The 21,876-nt window shown below is 51.1% G+C and carries 19 protein-coding genes and 1 tRNA gene; 15 read left to right on the top strand and 5 right to left on the bottom strand.

The window, feature by feature from the left end:
* Positions 1-3 precede the first annotated feature (3 nt).
* The 9 genes from tolR to NSP04_RS06610 all read left to right on the top strand — a co-directional run bounded on the left by tolR (position 4) and on the right by NSP04_RS06610 (position 8,888).
* A complete protein-coding gene (gene tolR, locus NSP04_RS06650; RefSeq protein WP_257511560.1) occupies positions 4-432 on the top strand; it encodes a protein TolR in 429 nt (142 codons plus the stop codon).
* Positions 429-1,304, top strand: a complete 876-nt coding sequence (locus NSP04_RS06645) for an energy transducer TonB (RefSeq protein ID WP_257511559.1) — start codon at positions 429-431, stop codon at positions 1,302-1,304. The genes tolR and NSP04_RS06645 overlap by 4 nt, the downstream gene beginning before the upstream one ends.
* Before the next feature lie 14 nt (positions 1,305-1,318).
* Positions 1,319-2,653: a Tol-Pal system beta propeller repeat protein TolB gene (gene tolB / locus NSP04_RS06640; RefSeq protein WP_257511558.1), complete on the top strand. Its 1,335-nt coding sequence runs from the start codon at positions 1,319-1,321 to the stop codon at positions 2,651-2,653.
* A 60-nt stretch (positions 2,654-2,713) separates the two neighbouring features.
* Complete coding sequence (gene pal / locus NSP04_RS06635; protein WP_257511557.1) at positions 2,714-3,241, top strand: peptidoglycan-associated lipoprotein Pal; 528 nt, start codon at positions 2,714-2,716, stop codon at positions 3,239-3,241.
* 18 nt (positions 3,242-3,259) lie between these two features.
* A complete protein-coding gene (gene ybgF, locus NSP04_RS06630) occupies positions 3,260-4,006 on the top strand; it encodes a tol-pal system protein YbgF (RefSeq protein ID WP_257511556.1) in 747 nt (248 codons plus the stop codon).
* Between the two features lie 82 nt (positions 4,007-4,088).
* The gene (locus NSP04_RS06625; RefSeq protein WP_257511555.1) at positions 4,089-5,204 is read left to right on the top strand and encodes a YeeE/YedE family protein; all 1,116 of its coding nucleotides are present in this window, start codon (positions 4,089-4,091) and stop codon (positions 5,202-5,204) included.
* A 67-nt stretch (positions 5,205-5,271) separates the two neighbouring features.
* A tRNA-Met gene (locus NSP04_RS06620) sits at positions 5,272-5,348 on the top strand.
* Between the two features lie 284 nt (positions 5,349-5,632).
* The gene (locus NSP04_RS06615; RefSeq protein ID WP_257511554.1) at positions 5,633-7,927 is read left to right on the top strand and encodes a galactose oxidase-like domain-containing protein; all 2,295 of its coding nucleotides are present in this window, start codon (positions 5,633-5,635) and stop codon (positions 7,925-7,927) included.
* Positions 7,914-8,888: a hypothetical protein gene (locus NSP04_RS06610; protein ID WP_257511553.1), complete on the top strand. Its 975-nt coding sequence runs from the start codon at positions 7,914-7,916 to the stop codon at positions 8,886-8,888. The genes NSP04_RS06615 and NSP04_RS06610 overlap by 14 nt, the downstream gene beginning before the upstream one ends.
* A 34-nt stretch (positions 8,889-8,922) precedes the next feature.
* Here the strand turns inward: NSP04_RS06610 and NSP04_RS06605 are convergent, their stop codons facing one another.
* The 3 genes from NSP04_RS06605 to fabR are packed head-to-tail and all read right to left on the bottom strand — an operon-like array spanning position 8,923 to position 12,602.
* Complete coding sequence (locus tag NSP04_RS06605; RefSeq protein WP_257511552.1) at positions 8,923-10,461, bottom strand: ArnT family glycosyltransferase; 1,539 nt, start codon at positions 10,459-10,461, stop codon at positions 8,923-8,925.
* 13 nt (positions 10,462-10,474) lie between these two features.
* Positions 10,475-11,887 (bottom strand): UbiA family prenyltransferase, encoded by a 1,413-nt coding sequence (locus tag NSP04_RS06600; protein ID WP_257511551.1) that lies wholly within the window; start codon positions 11,885-11,887, stop codon positions 10,475-10,477.
* A gap of 10 nt (positions 11,888-11,897) precedes the next feature.
* Positions 11,898-12,602 (bottom strand): HTH-type transcriptional repressor FabR, encoded by a 705-nt coding sequence (fabR, locus tag NSP04_RS06595; protein WP_257511550.1) that lies wholly within the window; start codon positions 12,600-12,602, stop codon positions 11,898-11,900.
* 308 nt (positions 12,603-12,910) lie between these two features.
* Here fabR and NSP04_RS06590 point away from each other — a divergent pair, with 308 nt between their 5' ends.
* Together NSP04_RS06590 and NSP04_RS06585 are read left to right on the top strand one after the other, a co-directional pair.
* The gene (locus tag NSP04_RS06590; RefSeq protein WP_257511549.1) at positions 12,911-13,582 is read left to right on the top strand and encodes a response regulator transcription factor; all 672 of its coding nucleotides are present in this window, start codon (positions 12,911-12,913) and stop codon (positions 13,580-13,582) included.
* Between the two features lie 45 nt (positions 13,583-13,627).
* On the top strand, positions 13,628-15,433 hold the full coding sequence (locus NSP04_RS06585) for a sensor histidine kinase (protein ID WP_257511548.1): 1,806 nt from the start codon (positions 13,628-13,630) through the stop codon (positions 15,431-15,433).
* A gap of 10 nt (positions 15,434-15,443) precedes the next feature.
* Here the strand turns inward: NSP04_RS06585 and NSP04_RS06580 are convergent, their stop codons facing one another.
* Positions 15,444-16,565, bottom strand: a complete 1,122-nt coding sequence (locus tag NSP04_RS06580; RefSeq protein ID WP_257511547.1) for an anhydro-N-acetylmuramic acid kinase — start codon at positions 16,563-16,565, stop codon at positions 15,444-15,446.
* Between the two features lie 2 nt (positions 16,566-16,567).
* A complete protein-coding gene (locus NSP04_RS06575; RefSeq protein ID WP_257511546.1) occupies positions 16,568-17,977 on the bottom strand; it encodes a peptidoglycan DD-metalloendopeptidase family protein in 1,410 nt (469 codons plus the stop codon).
* Positions 17,978-18,084: 107 nt separating this feature from the next.
* On the opposite strand from NSP04_RS06575, the gene tyrS reads away from it, so the two are divergent.
* From tyrS to nrdR, 4 genes are read left to right on the top strand one after another with little or no spacing between them, the layout of a single operon-like run.
* The gene (gene tyrS / locus NSP04_RS06570; protein ID WP_257511545.1) at positions 18,085-19,356 is read left to right on the top strand and encodes a tyrosine--tRNA ligase; all 1,272 of its coding nucleotides are present in this window, start codon (positions 18,085-18,087) and stop codon (positions 19,354-19,356) included.
* The gene (locus tag NSP04_RS06565; RefSeq protein WP_257511544.1) at positions 19,353-20,078 is read left to right on the top strand and encodes a histidine phosphatase family protein; all 726 of its coding nucleotides are present in this window, start codon (positions 19,353-19,355) and stop codon (positions 20,076-20,078) included. Before tyrS ends, NSP04_RS06565 begins: the two co-directional genes overlap by 4 nt.
* A gap of 54 nt (positions 20,079-20,132) precedes the next feature.
* Positions 20,133-21,377: a serine hydroxymethyltransferase gene (gene glyA, locus NSP04_RS06560; protein WP_257511543.1), complete on the top strand. Its 1,245-nt coding sequence runs from the start codon at positions 20,133-20,135 to the stop codon at positions 21,375-21,377.
* An 18-nt stretch (positions 21,378-21,395) separates the two neighbouring features.
* Positions 21,396-21,863: a transcriptional regulator NrdR gene (gene nrdR, locus NSP04_RS06555; RefSeq protein WP_257511542.1), complete on the top strand. Its 468-nt coding sequence runs from the start codon at positions 21,396-21,398 to the stop codon at positions 21,861-21,863.
* The last annotated feature ends 13 nt before the right edge of the window (positions 21,864-21,876 follow it).

Genomic DNA, 21,876 nt, shown 5'->3' with positions numbered 1-21,876 from the left:
TCAATGAAAGCCGAACTTGGACGAAAATCCAGACGCGCCATGAACGAAATCAATGTGGTGCCCTACATCGATGTGATGTTGGTACTGCTGATTATTTTTATGGTTACGGCGCCCATGATCACCCCGTCGGTGATCGACCTGCCGTCCATGGCCAACACCAACCCGCCCAAGCCCATGCGCCCCATTGAAGTGACAGTGCGTCAGGTGGGTGACTTGGTGGTGAAAGACATGAAAACCAACCAAAGCACTGAGGTACCACTTGAGGGATTGGCTGCGGAAGTAAAAAAACTCCAGGGCGACGAGCCCGAACGGCCCGTAGTTATATCTGCTGAGAAAGCGATTCAATACCAGGCCGTGGTTGAAGCCATGGACGCGCTGCAAAGCGCACAAATCCAGAAAGTCGGCCTGTTGGTGAAGCCAAAAAGCAAATGAGTGCAGACATAGCCCGCCCACGCAACGGCTGGGAATTTACCCCCGCCCACCAAGCACTGCTTTCCAAGATGAGCAAGGAAAGCGGCTTGGAGTCGCGCGTGGAACCGCCCGAAGATCACACCGGAGAAAAAGCCGGCTTGACTGTTTCATTGTTCGCCCACTTGGCACTCGCGGCTTTTTTTGTGGTGGGTTTGAGCTGGAATACTGAGGAACCTGCCGCCTTTGAGGCCGTGCTGTGGTCGGAACTGCCGGCCAATGAACCCATTGTCGTCCAAAAGCCCGAACCAAAACCCGAGCCTGTTCCGGAGCCACCAAAGCCTGTGGTCGAAACACCCCCACCCCCCAAGCCAGTAGAGCCTCCCAAGGCTGATATAGAACTGCCCAAGCCCGAGCCCAAAAAACCGGAACCCAAGAAACCCGAGCCCAAGCCCGAGCCAAAAAAGCCAGAGCCAAAACCTGAGCCGAAGAAACCGGAACCCAAGCCGCAACCGAAAATTGACCCTGAGCTGGCGAAAAAACTCCGGCAGGAAGAAATGGCCCGAATTATGGGAGGCGCACCCAACACAGGCAGCACTTCGGCGGGCACCAGCAGGAACAAAGCCATGTACAGTGATCGCATACGACAATATGTGCGCAGTAAACTTGTGTTTCCGGGCGCCGACGCTGTCGATGGAAACCCTGAAGCAGTTTTCGAAGTCAGGCAACTTCCGACCGGAGAGATTGTCTCAATCACACAGAAAAAAAGCAGTGGCTTGGCCGCGTGGGACAGCGCGGTAGAGCGTGCCTTACAGCGCTCAAGTCCACTACCCAGGGCTGAAGATGGTTCAGTTGAACCAGTCCTTGTACTCTCGTTTCGTCCAAAGGACGTTTAATTTACAGTGAAACAATGAACGCCAACACAGCCATGCAATTACAAACTTCCCCCGTATTTTGGGGCCGCCTGCGCCGAGCAGCAAAGGCTGCACTTGCAACTTTTGCCCTAGCGATTTTTGTCACACCAGTCCAGGCTCAATTAAAAATTGACATCACGGGGGTGGGTGCCAATCAAATTGCCTTTTCAGCGGCACCATTTCAGGGCAATCAAGGCCTGCCCGAGGATATCAAAAAGATCATCGAAGCCGACTTGGTGCGAAGCGGTTTCTTCCGTTCCATCAACACCAGCAGTAATGTCGACTTAAACGAAGCAACGTTAATTGATCCCACCGCCTGGAAATCGATTGGCGTAGACGCCCTAATCGTGGGCTCGGTCAAAAAGCTGCCCGATGGTCGTCTCGATTTGCGTTTTAATTTGCATGACACCGCGCAACAAAAATCGCTGGGCAAGTTCAGTTACGTAATAGCACCATCAGCCTTACGCCTGCATGCCCACAAAATCGCAGATTTTGTGTACGAAAAAATGCTGGGTGAAAAAGGGGTCTTTGCAACCCGTATCGCCTATGTAGAAAAATCTCCCGGCCGCTATCGCCTCATTATCGCTGATTCGGACGGTGAGAACCCGCAAGTCGCGCTGGCTTCCAAAGAACCCATTATTTCTCCATCTTGGTCACCTGATGGCGCCCAACTTGCTTACGTATCTTTCGAAACCCGCAAACCTGTGGTCTTTGTGCATACCCTCGCTACGGGTCGCCGCAAAGCGCTGGCCAACTTCAAAGGCAGCAACAGCGCGCCCGCTTGGTCTGCCAATGGTCAACAGCTTGCGGTTGTGCTGACCAAAGACGGTGGCTCACAAATATTCACGATGGGTGCAGACGGCGGCGGCTTGACCCGAATTACAAGCACCGGTGGAATCAATACGGAACCAGCTTTTAGCCACGATGGTCGAAGTATTTTCTTTACATCTGACCGTGGGGGTGGCCCGCAAGTTTATAGAATGGCTGTAAATGGCGGCGGTGCCACACGAGTCACCTTCGAAGGTAGCTACAATATCTCGCCTCGAATCAGTCCCGATGACAAAACATTGACGTATGTGACGCGTCGAGACGGGCAGTTCAAAATTGCAGCCCTAGACCTGGCGAGTGGCACTGACATGCTTCTAACCAGTACTGGGCGTGATGAAAGTCCAAGTTTCTCACCCAATGGCCGCTATATTTTGTACGCGACCAAGTCAGGTGGAAAAGGAACACTTGCAGTGGTGTCGAAAGACGGAAGGATCAAGTACAGCTTGAGCAGCTCCGGCGCCGACATTTCGGAACCCACATGGGGTCCGTTCTTAAACGATTGATTTTGAATTTGTTTTAATTGGTTTTACACTCACACTTTTTAGGTTTTTGGAGATTAGATAATGAAACACTCGATGGTCAAGTACTTGGCGATTTCAGCAATGGTGGCTGTATTGGCCGCGTGTAGCTCTGCTGTTCCTTTGAACGACAAGCCCGCAGTAGAATCAAAAACTGGCACTGCACCCGGATCTGGTGATGGCCGTGCAGTTCCAACCGTAACCCCTGGTGACGCTGATCCATTGAACGACCCACAAGGCGTTCTGGCCAAGCGCAGCGTGTATTTCGACTATGACAGCTTCACCGTTAAAGCCGAATACAACAGCCTAGTTCAAAATCATGCGCGCTACCTGGTTGCCAACCCCAACCGCAAAGTAGTTATTCAAGGCAACACCGATGAACGTGGTGGCGCGGAATATAACTTGGCATTGGGTCAGCGCCGCGCTGATGCAGTGAAAACCGTGATGCTGGCTTTGGGCGTTAAAGAAGCTCAAATCGAAACAGTGAGCTTGGGCAAAGAAAAGCCAAAAGCAATTGGCAGCAATGAGGCAGCGTACGCTGAAAACCGTCGTTCAGACATCGTTTACCAGTAATCAAGGAACCCATTCGAAATGACTTTGAACTTCAAGCAAACCGCCTGGACTGCAGCCCTGCTCTGCGTCTTCGTCTCAAATTCCGCTTTTGCGCTGTTTGATGACACCGAAGCACGCAAGGCGATCGTGGATCTGCGCCAACAGGTGAAAACGCTTGAAGACCGCGTCGCTCGAATGGAATCTGCGGCTCAGGGGCAACTGTCCCTGGTTCAGTCCCTGAGTGAAAAAGACCAAGAGATCGCCCGCTTGCGCGGCGATCTTGAGGTTGCCAACAACAACATTCGAAAACTTCAAGAAGACAACAAACTCCTGTACACGAATCTTGACGAGCGCATCAAAAAGTTTGAGCCCAAAGCGGTTCAACTCGATGGTGAAGAGCTCTCGGTTCCACCCGAACAATTTACGCAATACCAGGCTGGTCTTGATCATTTCAAGGCGGGCAACTACAAAGACGCTGCAGCCCAGTTTCAACAATTCCTTGGCAAATACCCGCAAAGCAAGCTTGAGCCGCAAGTGCGTTACTTCCTTGGCAGCACGCAGTTTGCCCAAGGCGAATACAAAACCGCGCTGGTTACTCAGCGCGATTTGGCCAAAGACTTTCCCGAAAGCCCACGCGCACCTGATGCGCTGCTGAGCATGGCGAGCTCCCAGCTTGAGTTGAAGAGCATTCCTGGTGCCAAGAAAACCCTGGGCGAATTGATTGCCAGATACCCCGACAGCCCCGCCGCGGCCAGCGCAAAAACCCGTCTCGCAGCATTGAAATAAACCGAACACCCACACGCCAGTCCCAGCGCAATAGCGCATGGGCGGGTAAAATACCGGCACTTCAACACAAAGGTGCCCGGTCATGGAAGAAATCAACGTCGGAAGTATTCAAAGCACTGTGCTCTGGGCCACATTCGCTGTTGGCTTGGCGTTCGGCGCCATCTCCCATCGAACTCACTTTTGCACCATGGGTGCAGTGGCAGACGTTTTCAACTTTGGCGACTGGAATCGCATGCGCATGTGGATCGTTGCAATTTCTGTTGCCACCCTTGGATTACAGGGCATGTCACTCGCGGGACTTGCCAACCTGAATGACACAATTTATTTGAACAATCAATGGTCATGGTTGTCCGGTATTTTGGGTGGTGTCATGTTTGGTGCGGGCATGGTGCTGGCTTCAGGGTGCGGCAGTAAAACATTGATTCGCCTGGGTGCTGGAAACCTGAAAGCGTTGATGGTGTTTGTGATCATGGGCATTTCCGCATACATGACCTTGCGGGGCGTGTTCGGTGTATTGCGCGCGAATTACCTGGACCCAGTTCGGTTTGAATTTGAATCCAGCGCCTACCTTCCCGACCTGCTCTCCAACCTCATATCCACTGAACCCTCCACGATCAGCCAAGTTCTGGCAATTGCTTTGCCACTGCTGCTGTTGATTTTTGCGCTGGCCAACAAATCGGCCTGGAACAAAGAGGTAATTCTTGGCGGTGTGGGTGTTGGCTTGACTGTATTGGCTGCATGGTGGGTTATTTTCCAAATGGCCTACATTCCCGAACACCCCGATACACTTGAAGCTGCTTACCTGGGCTCCTATGCAAACCGGGCTGAAGGATTCAGTTTTGTGGCACCTTATGCGTTCACCCTGGAATGGTTGATGTTCTTTTCCGATCAGTCACGCGTGCTTACGGTGGGCGTGGTGGCCTGTTTCGGAGTGATACTGGGAGCCGCAGCCAGTGCATTGACCGAAAAATCTTTCCGCTGGGAAACATTTCAAGGCGTAGAGGACACAGCCAACCACACTGTGGGCGCGGTACTTATGGGTGTAGGTGGTGTATTGGCTTTGGGGTGCACAGTCGGGCAAGGCTTAAGCGGTGTCAGCACACTTTCACTTGCATCCTGGGTTGCATTGTTCAGCATTGTGCTGGGCGCAATGGTTGCGCTCAAGTACCAGATGTGGCGTGTTGAACGGATGATTTAAATTTGATGACTAACTGTGAAGACAGTCCTTCTTTTTTTTAGAAAGCTCAGTTATAATCTCGGTCTTTGGCGAATTAGCTCAGCCGGTTAGAGCGACGGAATCATAATCCGCAGGTCCGGGGTTCGAATCCCTGATTCGCCACCAAATACCCAAAAAGCCCATGCAAAAGCATGGGCTTTTTGCTTTATAGCCCCTCATTTTCTCTTCTACACAAATAACTTCCACCCGTACGTAATTTATTCATTAAATCGAATATACATACGCTTGTTCAAAACCATAATCACGGTTATTCTTTTTGGAAAGATGCATCTAAAAATGCACTTCAACAGTAACAACTGTTAACAAAACAAGAAGAGGGACACGCAGTACACCATGACTCCGTGAGCGCTCTTCTTCAATTAGAAAAGCTTGCCTGGAGGAGATGACACGTGTTCAAGCTGAATAAACTATCTGCAGTAATCGCCATCGGATTGGGATCTGCACTGCCTGTACAAGCCGGTCTGTTGGATGACCTGATCGGTGCCAAATTCAACCCCATTAGCACCAGCAAAGGTGTTGCACCGGAAGGCCAGAAAGGTACTTTCAGCGCACCGTTTGAGGAGCCCTTCGTTTACGAACGTTCAGGCGACAATGACAACAATGCCGATGCAACACCCATTCCAGCGCCTGAGAAGTGCATGGGAATTGGGGAAAATGGCAAGCTGCGCTGCAAACCTGCCGCCGGCACTATTTCCTTGTTGCCCAACGGCGACTTTTTGTATTTCAACGCGCTTGAAGGTACGGAAGATTTCGAATTCAGCATTTTGGTGGATTTCGGGCAAAAAGCCATTAACGATCAAACGCGTCGAATGATCATCCCCAAAGATGCAAATGCAGCCACCAACTGGGTACGACCTCTGGAAGTGGATTCTGGTGCAAACCCCGACGGCTACGCCATCACCGAGTTGCTGCCAGGACTAGGGCTAACGAACAAGGAAACCAATAGCGCGGATGGTGCACTCTTCTGTGCGGATGTGGCCATGCTGGCCGATGGCTCTATCATGGCTGTCGGCGGAACCGCTTATTACAGCGAACCTGGCAGCAACCTGATTGGGTACGGCTTGACCGAGCTTGAAGGCTTGAAAACCAGCCGCGTATACAACCCCAATACGAATCGCTGGATGCAAGGCAACGACATGAACTTCGGTCGTTGGTACCCCACCCTGCTCACTTTGCCCGACAGCAAAATGTTTGTGGCCAGTGGCGTAACCAAACTGCTCAAGCCCGTTTACCCACAGGCACCCGAACAGAGCGGCCGCAATGTGCCTCAAACAGAAACCTTTGATCCGGCGACCGGCAAATGGACAGTGAATGCACAAACTGCGCAGCGTTCTTTGCCACTGTACCCACGCCTGCACTTACTGCCCAACGGCCATGTGTATTACAACGCAGGCGGGCAGGCATTCAACCCGTTCGGTCAAGCCTACGACCAGCCTTTGTGGAATATTTCAGCCACTTACAACCCAGCCAATCAAACATGGTCTGATCTGGCCTATGCTGGTTTCCCCTTGAAGTTCAGTGACGCGGGTCTTGAGTCATTGACTCAAATCCTGAACCCGTTAACCGCGCCCAACGCCGCTGTGAGTGCATTAACAAAAACGCTCATGAGTGCACCCATGAAGAGCCCGCAAGCCCTTCAAAAAGTGTTGAGCACCATTACTACCGGCAATCCTGAGCAGATGTTACAAAAAATCGTGGGTGCTGGTATGCGTGGATCCACGTCATCAACCATGCTGCCACTGCGCCCCGATGCAGACGGCAAATACACACAAGCCAGCTTTCTGACCGCGGGCGGTGTACTTCCCTTGGTCGGCCTGACATCACCGGGTGGTTATGTGGCAGTGGCCGCGTCACGAATTGACACAGTGAAAACCAACGGTGACCAGATTGTTGATTATCAAAGTGAAGTGACCGGTTCATTGAATGAAACCCGTTGGTATGGTTCCAGTGTGTTGATGCCCGATGATTCCGTGATGGTGTTCAGCGGTGGTGACCGTGACGGTGTAGTAGCACCAGGAGTTGAGTTTCCGCGCAAAACTGCCGAGCGTTTCAATCCTGTGACAAAGAAGTGGACACAAATGGCTGTGGCCAACAACCCACGCACTTATCACAACACGGCCATTCTGATGCCAGACGGACGTGTGCTGGTTGGTGGGCACGCGCCAATTTCCACTTTGTACCTGAAAAACATTAACCTGGCTGCATTTGGCCTGTCACCGAACGATGGTCGTGATCCCTCATTCGAGATCTACTCTCCACCCTATGTGACCAATCCAAATCGCCCAGTATTGGTGGGATTCCAGGGCGGCAACAATGTACCTGCTGGCGACGGCAAAACAATGCTGAAACAGTTCACGAAGGGCCAGAACGTCACTATCCAAATGGCAGGCGGCACTGACATGGGCAAACTGGACTCAGTTACCTTGACCCGTCACACAGTGACCACTCACTTGGTTGATGCTGACCAGCGTACGGTCGTGATCCCGAAAGACAAGTTGACCATCAATGGCAACAACGTGACTTTCAAAATTCCAGACCAGGCCGCGGTGGTTCCACAAGGCGCCTACATGGTATTTGCGCGCACGAAGGCAGCCGATGGTTCACTGCTACCCTCCAAGTCAGTCAGCTTCATGTTAACGCATGGCAATTCACAAGGAGTCATGACCGCCAATGCCCGTCGTTAAAACGAACTGGGTGAAGAAAACGCTGGGCGCCTGCCTGGCGTTTTCTTTTTCCACCCTCACAATTGGTCACATCGTTCTGCCAAGCGCAGCGCATGCACATGCCGAACATGGCTCCGAAGGCGGAATACCCACGGTAAGCTCAAAGGCAAAATTGCCCAAGGGCATTTCCCTGCAAGTTGTGAAATCCAATGCCTATCAGTTTGCCTTGGCCACCGACGGCCAGCAAACACTGGAAGTGTTGGGTGAAGACAAGCGCCCCTTCCTGCGTTTCGAAGGTGACAAACTTTATGCCGATTTGAATGCTGTTGGTTGGCATCGATCAAGGCAGCCCGGCGGCGGCCCAGTACCCGATCGTCTGAAAGAAAACCCCAACGAAAAACCCAACTGGATTCTGTTGGACAAGCAACCTGGTTACGGCTGGTACGACCCCCGATTGATCAACGAAGAAGTTGCTCACTTCAATTTGCAACTGATTAGTAGTGGGAAGCCGATCAGTGTCCGCGTAGAACGCGTGGAAGCCGAGCCAATGACAGGTTATTGGCGCCCCACTTTGATCAGTGAACCTGAATTCTCGGGGTTGAACGTCTTGGTTCCCGGCCTCAGCGGAAATGCACTTTTGCTTAGCCGAATGGGCACAGCTCAGCATGAATTCGAAATACTTGATGATGAAAACCAACCCTTCATGGAACTGCGAAAAGACGGGGTGTGGCTACTGGGCAATCACAAATGGGCGCAGGACACCGGTTTGTTTTTTGGAGACTTTAAGGAAGACTCGCCATGGGTAAAAGTGTCGGAAACAAGTACAGTCACTTATTCAGATCCCAGACTGGACAACAAGCCCGGTAAGATTAACCAGATCGGTGAATGGTCTGTACCCGTTAAAATCAAAGGCCACGAGGAATTAAGCGCGCTGAAAGGCCAGATTAAATGGCAAAACATTGAAGCCAACGCAAACAAATAATCTTTAAAGACCGCGGGGAAAAACTTCCCGCTGTTTACTTGAACAAACCCAAATCACCCACCCTGCACTCTTCCTCGAATCCGTATTTGCGCGCAAATGGACAGTCCAGCACCGGCAGTACAGATGGAATTTGATAGTACTTCTCGACTGCCTCACGCAACACGACATTTCTGAATTGCTCATAATTGAAATTGGTGCCATCGACGATCGTAAACGGCACGCCTTGAATATCCCGGGTTTGCACCCGCACATCCGAAAGATAATCGGAATACAGGGCAGCATCGATGGGTTTGGCCTTGGCCACAATTCGAATGGGCTTGCCATTCATATTCCGCCAATCGACGAATGTGTCGTCGTTACGGGCGTGGTATTTGCCGGGCCCAAACACAGGCACGACCTGCTTGTGATGGTACGTCATCAATGCGGCGGGTGAATATGCAATTGTGGTGAGCACGCCATCTGGTGGCATGTCTTGAGTCAAGTTGGCAAGAATCGCCGGCATCTCGCGGTGAAACCGCACATCTTCCTGAAAATCTTTTGTGGGCCACACGCCTGCATTGGCATGCATCAGCAAACCAAACAAGACCAGATGTGGAAATGACAAAGCTGCGTTAAACCACACATAGCGCCTCATCCAGACCGTTGATGCGCACAAAGCCAATAAAACAAAGGCAATCGGCAGAAAACCCAGAACCCAGTGAAGTCCTACAGTTTTATTCAGCGAAATCAGAAAAAACAAAGTCAGGGGAACCAACAATGCAAAAAACAACGCACTTTGAGAGGACCACGCCCGCACCCCCTTAAGCAGGCTCCACAAGGCCCAGGGGGTTAGCAAGTACAGCATCATGCCCAGGTAAGTGAAAACAGTGCCCCATCCCAGCTGTGCATCCTCGTGCCGATTCACAAGGTTAAACATGATGTTGTTCCAGCAATTGTGCAGGTTGTAGCCAATGTTCACGCTGGCAAACGGCAAAACACCCGCCATTAGCAGCAAAAGGTACTTAACGCGTTGGGGCTGAAACAGCAGGTGCATGCCAAATGCAAAACCAAGCAAAACCGCAAAGTACTTGGACAGGAAGGCCAAGCCAAGAAAGCAACCAGCTAAAAAAATTCCAAAACCGGAATTGCTACGAATCGCCCGTGCGTATGTAAAAATTGACAAACCCATGAAAAATATCAGCGGGGTGTCTGTGGTTACAAACACGGCAAACCATGACACTGGCATCGACAAGTACACCGCGCCGGCCAGCCACGCGCGTGCTTCTTGTGCAGCAGGCAACAGCTCACGCGCCAACAACACCACGCCACCTGCGATTACCGTGGTCAAAAGCATGGTCAGGCTTCGAATCACAATCGGTTCATTGCCAATGTGGCTCAAGCCCCACAACCACCAGCCGATCATGGGTGGGTGATCGTAATATCCCCAGCTTAAATCAGTCGACCAAAGGTGGAAAAACGCTTCATCTCCCGTCATCGGGAAAAAATAGGCAAGCCAAATTTTGATCAGTGTTGTAACCAACACGGTGGACCAAAACACCGAACGAGCGGTTCGCAAAGGCAGTTCAGTTCGCATTGTTAAATTCCACTTAAGCCGCCATGAACACCAACACGCCCACTGCGCCCAGAAAACCCCAGCTGATGCGATCATGAATTGCAAAATGAACCGGATCGTCGATCATTTCCTTGCGGGAGGTCAGTATCCAGATCCGCATTAGCCAATACAAAAAGATGGGGCAAATGCCCCATAAATATTCTGGTGTGCTGTATTTCTCGGTGCCGTTTTGGCTGTCAACATACAAGGCCAACACCAACACCGCCACAAAGCCACTGGAAATGCCCATGGAAACCAGATAGCTCAAGTCGCTCATTCGATAACCACGACCTTGCGGCTGGCTTCCCTCAATCTGCAGGAATTCAAGTTCTGCACAACGTTTCACCAAGGCCAAACTTAGAAATACAAACAGTGAAATGGCCAGTAACCAACTCGACATTTCAAGTTCGGCACCCACGCCACCCGCAATAACCCGCACGGTGTATAGCATCGCCAACAACACCACATCCACAATTGCGGTGCGCTTGAACACGAAGGTGTAAAGCAATGTCACCACTGTATAAATGAAAAGCACAAAGGTGAATTGCCAACCCAAGGCCACAAACGCGGCCGTAAAACCCAACACACCCAGCACTTTCATCAATACAAAAGCTTTGCTGATCGACAAATCGCCACAGGCCATGGGTCGATGTTTTTTTCTTGGGTGCTGACGGTCAGCATTCAGATCCATCAGGTCATTCCAGATGTAAGTGGCAGAAGCCACCAAGCCGAACGCAATGAAACCCACTAACATGTTCAACCAAAGCTTTTGATCCAGCTCATGCGCGGCAATCAATGGAAGAAAGAGCAAAGAGTTTTTAGCCCATTGCTGCAAGCGCATTGCCTTAAGCCACACTCGAATGCCAGATTGCCGGGAATCAATGCGGCTCAATTCCACCCCAGCAGCCATTGCTTTGTTGCGTGTCTTGGTCGAGGTATTCACCCCGTAAGCCACTGCGGCCTTCTCCCAGACCGGAATGTCTACAGCCGCATCGCCAAAATAAAGGAAGGGCCTCCCCTGGCTGTCCACTTCAATGGCGTTCAACTTGTTCACGCCTTTCAAATTTGAATGTTCACTGGCGATGATGCGATCAAACAGCCCCAGGCGATCTGCAATTTTTTTAACGTCACGAGACAAGGAAGCACTGGCCAGCACCAATTCATGCCCCGCCGATTTCAATTGATTCAAACGCTCAAGCACAACCGCGTCGATTGGTAGGTAATCCAACACAGGGTCAATGCGCTTTGCAATTTCGGTTTTGAATACCCAAGGCCCTTTCAAGGCCCAGTACACCATCAAAAACCCATAAAACAGGTTCTTCTTTAGCAAAAGAAGACAGCATTCCAGCAGAACGTCCGATGGGCTTAAAGTGCCATCAAGGTCAACATAAACAATGGGTTTAGTCATAAAAGGCAGTTTATTTGGGCTTTGAAAGCCCACTGAGCAAAGACTGGGTCGGTTCTTCTTCCCAATGGGCCGCACCTAGGAACACCATCACGATTTGCTTCACGAAATTGTCCAACATTTCTTTTTCGATCTGAGGTTGATCGGCACGTGCATCCAGAAAATCGGTGGCTGAATTCATCATCAAAGTGACCACCAGGCTACAGATCAAGGTCAGTGTGTGGGTCGACAGCCCGGGGAAAATGTTCAGCAAACGCAGGTCGCTGGCCATTTCGTTTGTGAAGTGTGCGATTTCATTGCGAATGGCATTTCGAAGCGATTGGGACCCACCAGAGCGCTCCGAACTGATAAAGCGCCACTCAAGGTGATGCTGTTTAAGATAGGTTACAAAAACACTGACGGAATGGCGAATCATGTCTTCACCGGGAAGGCTGGCTTGCCGGGCTTCGCGCAATAGCCTTCGCAGGGTAATTCCGCCGTCTTCAACCAAAGCCAAACCAAGTTCGTCGGTGGTTTTGAAGTGACGATAGAACGCGGTGGGCACCACCCCGGCTTCACGGGTGATTTCGCGTATGCCAAGTGCTGTGAAACTGTTGCCATTGCCAACAAGTGTTAACGCGGCCTGCATCAAATTCTGGCGCGTTTGCTCCTTGCGCCGTACACGGGCCTGGGTTTCGTCAACCGGCTTGGTGGTCGCGGCGCTTAATCTTGTTCTCATGTTTCTAAATTGAACCTTGTTTTGATCGACCTAAGTTCTGATTTGTTGTTGTTATTCTAATAAAAACCAACATTTTGACAGTTTAACAGCCTACAGGACCACAAATTCACGGCGCAACGCTAACAAAAAATCATGCAGAACGAGGTGCTTTGTGTCGGATTACGGCATATCCCTATTGACTGCATACAAACGAGGCGGTTAACTCCCCCTAAAGAGGGTTGGAAAAAAGTGTTAATCAAATAAAGATGTTCATATGCTCACATCTAGTGACACTTAATGAATTAGTAAATCCTCGGGAGGAGACAGCGATGCCATCAAACCAGATTCTGGTTATTGAAGACCATCCACTTTTTGCAACTGGCATCAAAGACCTGGTTGAATTCGTGGCAACCAATGCGGAAATACTGTGCGCGGCCAGCATTGCCCATGCCAAGGAGCTTTGTTGCCGAAACACCCCGTCCTTGATTATTACGGACTTGCGCTTGCCCGACGCGCAGGGCCAGGAAGTCATCGACATTCTTACTCAACTTAACCCCAACCTACCCATGTTAATCATGAGTGGTGATGACCAACTTTTAAATTCTGTGACACCTAGCCAACATGCTCCGTCGTGGACCTTGTCCAAATCCGAGGGGTTCGAGCAAACTTCTTCTGTTTTGCTGGAGGCATTGACTCGCGCAGGTGTTCAAGTTCAGTGGCGCCCCAACGCCTTGTCGAATCGACAGACCAATGGCGAACACTTGACCGGGCGCATGGGACAGAACAATGGAATTCAGTTGACCCACAAACAACAACAGGTAATGCATTATTTGGCGTCTGGTCTGTCCAACAAAGAAATCGCACGGAAGCTGGATTTGTCGCCAGAAACCATCAAAACCCATTTACGTGAGATTTTCACGAGGATGAACGTTAAAAATCGAACTCAGGCCGTCAGTCTGTATCGCAAAATTCCGCGACTTAACGCATCTGCCATGGTTTGAAAACCAAACTTTAGGCGGCCATTCAACGGGCATTACAACAACTAAATGATAAATAGCTCAATTACAGCGCTTGCAGTATTGCTGGGTATTTCGCTATATCCGTTTTTTTCGAACCATCTTCCCAATCAACGGCAGAACGCATCTGCTGTGATAGGGGTGATCCTGCTTGGCTTCCTGATTCTGGGTTATGGCAGCTTCGCCCAACTTGAGCATGCAGAACCTTTGCATGTTGCGTTTCAGGTGCTGTCTTTTCTTTTCTTCGGCGCAGCATTCCTGGGGCGCCGACGTGGCACGATTGTGGCGGAACGCTCGGCCCTAACGCCTTTTGGCATCGGTATGCTTGCCGCCGGGGCCGATGTGCTTGCCTACACCTGGGAGGCTCACACTGCCCTGATTTGCGTACAAGCACTGTGTCTTCTGGCCATTACAAAAACCTACAGCAATTTACCCCGGGTCACTTTGATCAAGGCAGTCTATTTTGGTCTGTTCTACTGTGTGGTGAATGGCCTGTTTCACATTCAAACAAGCCTCCCGTTATCCGCTACCCCACCTGACTTAACCCTGGTCATCGCTGCATATTGTTTTCTTCTGTTCACTTGCGTGTTTCACATGGGATTTCAGGACTTATCGAGAACACGAACCAAAATCGGCTGGGACGAACAAAGCAGAATTGACCAAGACCTCATGAAACTTGCTTTTCGGGGACGTCGGGTTCTGAAAGATTTTCGGCATGATTTGCGCCAGCCATTGAGTACCTTGGGAATTCTGGCAAGCGTGGGCAAAGCCATTTCAAAAGACCCCGAAGTAACGGCGAGATACCAGCACATTCAAACGGCTCAGAAGGCACTGAAGAACATGCTGGAGGAGTTTTTTGATCAATTGCACACCGCGATCCGTTACCCGGTCGACGACAACAATGCACCACTTCAACAGGTAATGATCAATGAGGTGCTGGAGCCACTCATAGAAGAATATCGAATGCTTGCAGAGGTGAAGCACCTGGAAATTCGATACGTGCCAAGCGAACTCAGCGTGTTGAGCAACAAAGAAGCACTGACAAAGATCGTCAGAAATGGTTTGGACAACGCCATCAAATACACCAGCAAAGGCGGCGTGGTGGTGGGGGTTCGGCGCAGAATCGGGAAGGTATGTATTCAGATCGCAGACACAGGGCCGGGCATTGAGAACGACAAAGTGGCGCAACACAACAAGGGCTGGGGACATGGCAGTAATATTATTCGCGATCTAAGTGAACATATTCTGGCGAAAACAGAGTGTCGCAACCGTTGCATCAACAAACAGATTGTGGGTTCGATTTTCGAAGTCATGTTCCCGGAAGAGGCGGAAGTTAGCCACCGTGGCAAGTTGCCTTCTATCAAAACGAAAAGCAACTTCGAAGCGCAGGTGATGGCAATCAACAATGAGCACCTGATCGAAATTCAGCGCCGGCTCCCCACCGATGGATTCGACAAGGTCGACTTCAATCTCAATGGGGCTTACCGTGCCTATCTGTGTGCACTGCGTCGAGGAATGTCCTCGGTTTACATTATGTACGCGGGTGAAGAATCACAGCTTGATGTAGCCAGCAATCAATTGAAACTTCTGGGGTCATTGCTTGACTACGAACCTTGCTGCATATTGATCTACAACACGCCCAATGGCAGCAATGCGCAAATTGAATTCACCAAAGAAATGATCAGAATCCCGATCAGTTCTCGTCAAAATGATATGAATCTGAATGTGATCAGTGAACTCTTCCCGATTCGAGAAGGTGCCGAAGCCAACGACAGTACCTCTGCCTTTTCAAAATCTGCAACCGAATTTCGGAAAAGAACAGCGCTAATTATTTGAAGCGCAGGTTTCAGCCGGCAAGGTACAACGCACCAAGCACTGCCGCTTTTCGCGCACCTGTTACGGAGGGGCAATTCCCTGGCAAACCTACAACTCGCTGCTGAGCCAACCAGGCAAACGCGGCGGCTTCTACGGCTTGGGTTGGCAAACCAAGATTTTCAATTGGCAAGAAATCAACAGGTGCACAATCGAACCGAAGCTGCGAGACCAAAGTGCTGTTCTTCGCGCCACCACCACAAACAAAAACTTGTTCCACCCCCGGCGGAAGGCTGGCTTGAATTGACTTTACAGTCAAGGTCAACAGTGTTGCCATCACGTCTTCAGCAGGCAAATTTCGGTCTGTTTTCGCCAAGCAACTGTCGAACCACTGCAAATTGAAAGCATCGCGGCCCGTACTTTTTGGCCATTCTTGGGAAAAGAACGGGTGCTGCCAAAAACAGTTCAGCAAATCCAGACTGGGGTTGCCCATGGAGGCAATTTCACCGTCAATGTCCATTGGAATCTGGAACATGCGCTGAGCCCACATGTCCATCAAACAGTTGGCTGGACCGCAATCGCCGCCGGTCAATGGCTGAACTGCCCCGTTTAATACCGTCAAATTGGAAAAGCCACCTAGGTTCAAAACGGCCGTGCGGTCGTGTATGCCTTTGCCATTCAGCCATGCTTGGTGAAAAGCGGGCACCAGGGGGGCACCCTGCCCGGCCAAGGCGACATCGGCAGAACGAAAATCATTGGCAACATGAATACCCACAGAGTTCGCCAACAGGGCGCCATCGAGCATTTGATAGGTATAACCCAGTTCTGGCCGATGCCTAAGCGTTTGACCATGTGCACCCAACACTTGTACGTCACTCGCCTCAAGACCTAATTCAGCCAGCAATTGCCTGGCGCATTGCGCATAAAGCAAGGTCAATTCATGGCGCGCTTCGAGCATGACAGACAGGGGGTCTGAATGTGAATCAAACTGAGGTGGCAGCTGCTGCAGCATCAAAAGCGTTTGGCGCAGCTTCGGTGGAAACTCAAGGCTGGTTGCGCCAACAAAGCGCATTGCGGATGTTTTAGAATTCACTTGAATGGCCGCGACATCGACACCGTCGGTGCTGGTGCCAGACATCGCGCCAAGGGCAATCATTTTTACTGAGCGCGGGCCACTCGTTGGGCCGTGGCCAATTCCATGCGACGATCCAGCGCCAACTGCACGCGCTTGAATTCACCGATCGATACGCGATCCAGTGGTTCAGCCTGCGCAACGGTAATACTCAACGGGTTCTTGGGGACGCGGTTAACGCGGAATTCATAATGCAAGTGCGGGCCAGTTGCCCAACCTGTTGCGCCCACATAACCGATCACATCGCCCTGCTCAACTTTTTGACCAACTTTCACACCCTTGCCAAATCGGGACAAGTGCGCATATGCGGTGCTGTAGCCACTGTGGTGTTGAATTTCAACAAAGTTGCCGTAGCCGTTTTGCCAGCCTGAAAATTTTACTGTGCCGCTGGCTGTGGCCATAATCGGTGTGCCGGTTGGTGCAGCATAGTCCACACCATTGTGCGCCTTCCAGCGCTGCTGGATGGGATGGAAACGGCGCGGCGTGAATCCGGAAGAAATGCGGGAAAAGGCCAAAGGCGAACGCAGGAATGATTTTTTCAAGCTGCGGCCGTCTTCGTTGTAGTAACCGGCCGTCCCGTTGCCACTTGGCGTAAACCAGTAGGCCTTGTACGGCTTGTTGTTGTTCACGAACTCAACAGCCAACACGCGGCCTGAACGGGCGGAACGCCCCTCGAGGGTCAGGTCTTCGTACACCACTTTGAACTCATCGCCCTTGCGCAGTTCACGGTGAAAATCGATGTCAGATGAAAAAATTTCGGTCAGTTGAATGGCCACTGAATCAGGAAGGCCAGCTTTGTCGGCGGCAGCAAACAAAGAGGATTCAATTCGGCCAGCACGAAATACAATTTGTTTCTCGAAATTGACTGACTCTAGCTTGGCAGAAAACACGCCATTGGATTTTTGAATGAGAATTGACTCTTGCCTGTCTTCATCAACGCCGCTTTTGTATCGAAGCCACTGTAAATCGCCACTGGCGGTTTGTTGAACAGTCAACACACGACCAGCCCTCAAGTTGACCAAGTTGCGCGCTACTTTGTCTTGCCCAAGAAACGGCGCCAATCCGGTGGTGTTCACGCCCATCCGTTCAAGCAACCCTACCAAGGTGTCGCCGCGGCGAATGCGTTCTTCAGCCACCAGAGGGTCAAACGTGTAAATGCCTTGCTCGGCCAAGTTCAGCTCGACGGCTTCAACAACAACCTCGGAATTTTGAAGCGCAGAATCAACCGGAGAATTTTGAACGGAGCCAGCAATTGCAACAACTGCACCAAGAACGGGGAGGGAAAAAAACCCTACAATGACCCACTTTCTGTGGTGGTGTGATTCTGGTAATGCATCGTCTGCGTATCGCAGGCCCACCTGGATGAGGCTTTTGGAAAAGAAGACACCCTTTCCCAATGCGGCGATTGCTCGCTCTAATAAATTCTGAAGCATCATGTTTTAGTTTTAAAGGTGTGAAATTGCACGTAGCTGGTCGCCCTGAACCAGCACATTTTCAAAAATACAACACTGTGAACAAGCAGAGTGTAACAAAGGATTGCCAAATGAAACAGTCACCTGATAGCAGGGCCCCCATTAATGCGGTAAATACCGAAAATTTGTCTGAATCTGTTCGCCACGCCCTTGAAGTGACCAAGCGCGGCTGCGAGGAACTGTTAATTGAATCGGAATGGATCCAAAAACTGGTTCAAAGCGAAAAAACAGGCAAACCACTCCGCATCAAGTTGGGTTTAGACCCCACTGCACCCGACATACACCTAGGCCACACAGTGGTACTTAACAAGCTTCGTCATTTGCAAGATCTGGGCCATCAGGTGATTTTTTTGATCGGTGACTTCACATCCATGATTGGCGACCCGTCTGGCCGCAACAACACGCGCCCACCACTAAGCCCGGAACAAATACAGGAAAACGCCAAGACCTATCATCAGCAGGCTGTAAAAATTCTGGATGCTGACAAAACAGAAATCCGTTTCAATAGCGAATGGTGCATGCCGCTTGGGGCGGATGGCATGATCAAACTGGCGTCCAGCTACACAGTAGCCAGAATGCTTGAAAGGGAAGATTTCACGAAGCGCTATCAAGGCGGCGTTCCGATCGCCATTCATGAGTTCCTCTACCCCTTAATGCAAGGTTACGACTCGGTCGCTTTGAAGTCCGATCTTGAAATGGGCGGCACCGATCAAAAATTCAACTTGCTAGTGGGTCGGGAACTTCAAAAGCAACACGGGCAGGCCCAGCAATGCGTACTGACCATGCCATTGCTGGTGGGCACAGATGGCGTGGACAAAATGTCGAAGTCCAAGAACAACTATGTGGGCGTAACCGAATCGCCCACCAATATGTTTGGCAAGGTAATGTCCATTTCAGATGAACTGATGTGGAAATGGTACACCCTGCTGAGCTTTAAGTCGATGGCAGAAATCGACTCGATTAAAACAGCATGTGCCAATGGTGAGAACCCGCGCGATGCCAAGGTGGCGCTTGCACAGGAACTTGTTGCCCGCTTCCACAACCAGCAGGCTGCGGTTGAAGCACTGGCGGAATTTGAGGCCCGCTTCAAACAAGGTGCGCTGCCCGATGAACTGCCCGAGGTAAACATCGACCTTCCGGAGGGAGAAGCTGACGCGGCTTTGGCCTGGGTGCTTAAAACTGCGGGCCTGTGTGAAAGCAGCAGCGATGCCAACCGAAACATTCAGCAGGGCGGAGTAAAAGTCGATGGCGAAAAAGTACTGGACAAAGCCATGCGACTTGGCAAAGGTGTCTATGTGATTCAAGTTGGCAAACGCCGCTTTGCAAAGGTGCACCTGAATTGAACACGCAAGCCATTGATTTTGGTGCAATTGTCAGTAAAAAATTCACCAACACACGCTTCATTCTGGTGCGCCATGGCGAAACCGATTGGAACAAGGAAAAAAGATTTCAGGGTCACACCGACATTGCGCTGAATGCCCACGGCACTCAGCAAGCGCAGTTGATTCGGAAGTATTTTGATGAGTTGAAAGCAAACGGCCTGTCGCTTTATCAGAAGTGCGTTTGTAGCGACCTCGATCGGGCGCGCACCACGGCCCAAATTATTTGCGGCGAGAAGACACTGCCTGCGCAACTACATTCTGGTTTGCGAGAAAGACATTATGGTCATTTGGCTGGTTTAACTGCCAATCAAATGAGCGAGAAAAGTCCAGATGAATTTGCAGCCCTGAGTAACCGGCACCCTGAAGCACCACTTCAAGGTGGAGAAAGCCTACGTCAATTCTATGACCGAGTGGTAAGCACCTTCCTGGAAATTGCGAACGCAAATCGAGGTGCAAGCACACTGCTGGTGGCTCACGGCGGTGTACTTGATTGTATTTACAGGTATTGCACCGACGAGCCACTGGAAAAGCAACGGGATTGGCAACTGCCCAATTGCGCGCTGAATATTGTGGAGCTTGACTCTGAAGCCCATGGCAATGTGTTGTTGTGGGCATGGCAAGGCCATTTAAACAAGGACTTGCCGGGGCAAAACATGGACGAAGTCGATGGTCGAGTGACCTGAAATCATTTAGAATAATGGGCTTGTCTTGAACCCTATCCTTTCTCGGAAATCGCTATGTTTGACCGCCAACAGGGCATCGCCCAAACCGACCCCGAATTGTGGACTGCCATTCAGCAGGAAACCACCCGCCAGGAAGACCACATTGAGCTGATCGCGTCGGAAAACTACGCCAGCCCCGCCGTGATGGAAGCACAGGGTTCACAACTGACCAACAAATACGCAGAAGGCTACCCCGGCAAGCGTTACTACGGTGGTTGCGAACATGTCGACACAGTTGAAGATCTAGCCATTGAGCGCTTGAAAAAACTGTTTGGCGCCGAAGCGGCTAACGTGCAACCCAATTCCGGTTCACAGGCCAACCAAGCCGTATTTTTTGCATTGCTGCAGCCTGGCGACACCATCATGGGTTTGTCACTGGCTGAAGGCGGCCACTTAACGCATGGCATGCCATTGAACATGTCGGGCAAGTGGTTCAACGTGGTTTCCTATGGCTTGAATAAAGACGAAGCCATTGACTACGACCAGGTTGAAGCCCTGGCCCGTGAACACAAACCCAAGATCATCATTGCAGGTGCATCGGCTTATTCACTCCACATTGATTTCGAGCGCTTCGCGAAAATCGCCAAGGAAGTGGGCGCTTACTACATGGTTGACATGGCACATTATTCTGGCCTGATTGCAGCCGGTGTGTATCCCAACCCTGTGCCTCACGCCGATGTGTGCACATCGACCACGCACAAATCACTGCGCGGCCCGCGCGGTGGCATTATCTTGATGAAAGAAGAACTGGCCAAGAAAATCAACAGCGCAATTTTCCCCGGCATTCAGGGCGGCCCTTTGATGCACGTTATTGCAGGTAAGGCTGTAGCCTTCCATGAAGCTCTGCAACCCGAATTCAAGGAATACCAGAAACAGGTGGTGGCAAACGCCAAAGCCCTGGCCGAAACTCTGGTTGAACGTGGCCTGCGCATTGTGTCTGGCCGCACTGAGAGCCATGTGATGCTGGTTGACCTGCGTGCCAAAGGCATTACCGGCAAAGCCGCGGAAGCTGCTTTGGGCAATGCACACATTACTGTGAACAAAAACGCAATTCCAAACGACCCAGAAAAGCCATTTGTGACCAGCGGTGTTCGATTGGGCAGCCCAGCGATGACCACACGTGGTTTCAAGGAAGAACAAGCCCGCGCGGTTGGTCACTTGATTGCTGATGTACTTGAAAACCCGGAAGACGAAGCCACATTGGCCACCGTTCGTGCCAAGGTCAAGGAATTGACCAGCCAGTTTCCTGTTTACAAGTAAGCTCGGGGCCGCGGCATTATGAAATGCCCGTTTTGCGGCAATGCCGACACCCAGGTGGTCGATTCGCGCACGTCTGAAGAAGGCGACGCGATTCGCCGCCGCCGCCAGTGCGGCAGTTGCAGCAAACGCTTCACCACCTATGAACGGGCCGAACTGTTTCTGCCCGCCATCGTTAAAAAAGACGGTTCCAGAGTCGAATTTTCTCGCGACAAATTGCGCGGCAGCTTAATGCTGGCACTGCGCAAACGCCCTGTTCGCGCTGAAGCGATTGATGAAGCGGTTGCCAGTATTGAAGAAAAATTGCTGGTCAGCGCCGCCCGGGAAGTCGACACGAAATTTCTGGGCGAGCTGGTGATGCAACAGCTTAAACAACTCGACACAGTTGCTTACATTCGATTCGCATCGGTTTACAAAAGCTTTGAAGACCTGCAAAGTTTCTCTGAAGAAATTGCCCACCTGACTGCGCCCACCAAAAAAGGCGCTTAATGGTAACTGAGGC

The sequence above is a fragment of the Limnobacter parvus genome, assembly GCF_024623725.1.
GTDB lineage: Bacteria > Pseudomonadota > Gammaproteobacteria > Burkholderiales > Burkholderiaceae_B > Limnobacter > Limnobacter parvus.
Note: the sequence above shows the minus strand (reverse complement) of the source record. Positions and strands in the feature narration are given on the sequence as shown.